This is a genomic window from Thioclava sp. DLFJ4-1 (assembly GCF_002020145.1).
GTDB classification, from domain to species: Bacteria; Pseudomonadota; Alphaproteobacteria; order Rhodobacterales; family Rhodobacteraceae; genus Thioclava; species Thioclava sediminum.
In genome coordinates, this window is sequence record NZ_MPZT01000011.1 from 1 (window position 1) to 2,500 (window position 2,500).

At 54.2% G+C, this 2,500-nt stretch carries 1 tRNA gene and 2 rRNA genes (1 of these 3 cut by a window edge); all 3 read right to left on the bottom strand.

Annotated features, from left to right (window positions below):
- Positions 1–2: 2 nt before the first annotated feature.
- A tRNA-Met gene (locus BMI85_RS20910) sits at positions 3–79 on the bottom strand.
- A gap of 197 nt (positions 80–276) precedes the next feature.
- Positions 277–391, bottom strand: a 5S ribosomal RNA gene (gene rrf, locus BMI85_RS20915).
- Positions 392–476: 85 nt separating this feature from the next.
- Positions 477–2,500: ribosomal RNA gene (locus BMI85_RS20920) — 23S ribosomal RNA — on the bottom strand; it runs 808 nt beyond the window's last position.

Consider the following 2,500-nt stretch of genomic DNA (forward strand, 5'->3'; position numbering starts at 1 on the left):
TTTGGTTGCGGGAGTAGGATTTGAACCTACGACCTTCAGGTTATGAGCCTGACGAGCTACCGGGCTGCTCCATCCCGCGTCCGTTGAGCGTTTGCCCTTTTTTGTCAGGTTATGAGCCTGACGAGGCGATCGCGTTAGACAAACTCTCGAGGAGAGTTTGTAGCGATTGCGGGGTGCTCGATCCCGCGTTTGTTTCCCGAGGGCTTTATGTTTTTGCGATCGGGATTTTGTTTGTCATCGTTGTTTGAGAGATGAAGTTTTATCGCTTCTTTCTAGGTTTGGCGGTGACCTACTCTCCCACGTCTTAAGACGCAGTACCATTGGCGCGACGGCACTTAACGGCCGGGTTCGGAATGGAGCCGGGTGTTTTGCTCGTGCTATGACCACCAAACCGAGGAAGAAGCGATGAAGTTCAAGTCAAGTTGCTATGCAGCTTTTGATTATGATCGGAGCCAGAGGTCTGGCTTCTACCGGATCAAATCAAGCCAATCGGGCAATTAGTACTGGTCAACTGAACGCGTTGCCGCGCTTACATCTCCAGCCTATCGACGTGGTGGTCTTCCACGGCCCTCAAGGGATACCTAGTTTTGAAGGGGGCTTCCCGCTTAGATGCTTTCAGCGGTTATCCTGTCCGGACATAGCTACCCAGCACTACCGTTGGCACGATAACTGGTCCACCAGTGGTCCGTTCACCCCGGTCCTCTCGTACTAGGGGCAACTCTTCTCAAGTATCCTACACCCACGGCAGATAGGGACCGAACTGTCTCACGACGTTCTAAACCCAGCTCACGTACCTCTTTAAACGGCGAACAGCCGTACCCTTGGGACCTGCTCCAGCCCCAGGATGAGATGAGCCGACATCGAGGTGCCAAACGGTGCCGTCGATATGGACTCTTGGGCACCATCAGCCTGTTATCCCCAGAGTACCTTTTATCCGTTGAGCGATGGCCCTTCCACTCGGGACCACCGGATCACTATGGCCGACTTTCGTCTCTGCTCGACTTGTCAGTCTTGCAGTCAGGCTGGCTTCTGCCATTGCACTCAACGACCGATTTCCGACCGGTCTGAGCCAACCTTCGCGCGCCTCCGTTACACTTTGGGAGGCGACCGCCCCAGTCAAACTACCCACCACGCAGGGTCCCGGATCCCGATAAGGGACCGCGGTTAGACATCAAGCAGGCGAAGGGTGGTATCTCAAGGATGGCTCCACGAAGACTGGCGTCCCCGTTTCAAAGCCTACCACCTATCCTGCACATCACATGCCTGATGCCAGTGCGAAGCTATAGTAAAGGTTCATGGGGTCTTTCCGTCTAACCGCGGGTAGTGTGCATCTTGACACACAGTTCAATTTCGCTGAGTCCACGTTTGAGACAGCGGGGAGATCGTTACGCCATTCGTGCAGGTCGGAACTTACCCGACAAGGAATTTCGCTACCTTAGGACCGTTATAGTTACGGCCGCCGTTTACCGGGGCTTCAATTCGGAGCTTGCACTCCTCCTTTTAACCTTCCGGCACCGGGCAGGCGTCAGACTGTATACGTCGCCTTACGGCTTCGCACAGCCCTGTGTTTTAAGTAAACAGTCGCCACCCCCTAGTTTGTGCCCCCCACCCTCACTTGCGTGAGAATGGGGCCTCCTTCTCGCGAACTTACGGAGGCATTTTGCCGAGTTCCTTAAACGTGGTTCTCTCAAGCGCCTTGGTATTCTCTACCAGTCCACCTGTGTCGGTTTCGGGTACGGTCCGATAGTGGGGCTATTTCCAGGAACTGCTAAGCGGCCCACACAATCCGATAAGTGTGAACAACCCTCGCAATCCGTCACCACCACATGGCCCAGGAATATTAACCTGGTTCCCATCGACTACGCCTTTCGGCCTCGCCTTAGGGGCCGGCTTACCCTGCTCAGATTAGCTTTAAGCAGGAACCCTTGGACTTTCGGCGACAGGGTCTCTCACCCTGTTTGTCGCTACTCATGTCAACATTCTCACTTCTGATCACTCCACCGGATGCCTTACAGCCCGGCTTCACAGTCAGAACATTGCCTCCAATACTCCCGAAGGAGATAAGGAGGCAGCGTTCTATATCACAGAACGCTCCGCTACCACGCACATCACTGTGCATCCAAAGCTTCGGCTCATGGCTTGAGCCCCGTTACATCTTCGCCGCAAGACCTCTTGACTAGACCAGTGAGCTGTTACGCTATCTTTAAAGGATGGCTGCTTCTAAGCCAACCTCCTGGTTGTTTTGGAAGTCTCACATGCTTTCCCACTTAGCCATGAATTGGGGGCCTTAGCTGTTGGTCAGGGTTGTTTCCCTCTCCACGACGGACGTTAGCACCCGCCGTGTGTCTGCCGATCAGTTCTTCCCGGTATTCGGAGTTTGCTTAGACTCAGTAAGGCTGTGGGCCCCCATCATCCATGCAGTGCTCTACCCCCGGGAGAATACAATCGACGCGCTACCTAAATAGCTTTCGCGGAGAACCAGCTATCTCCAGATTTGATT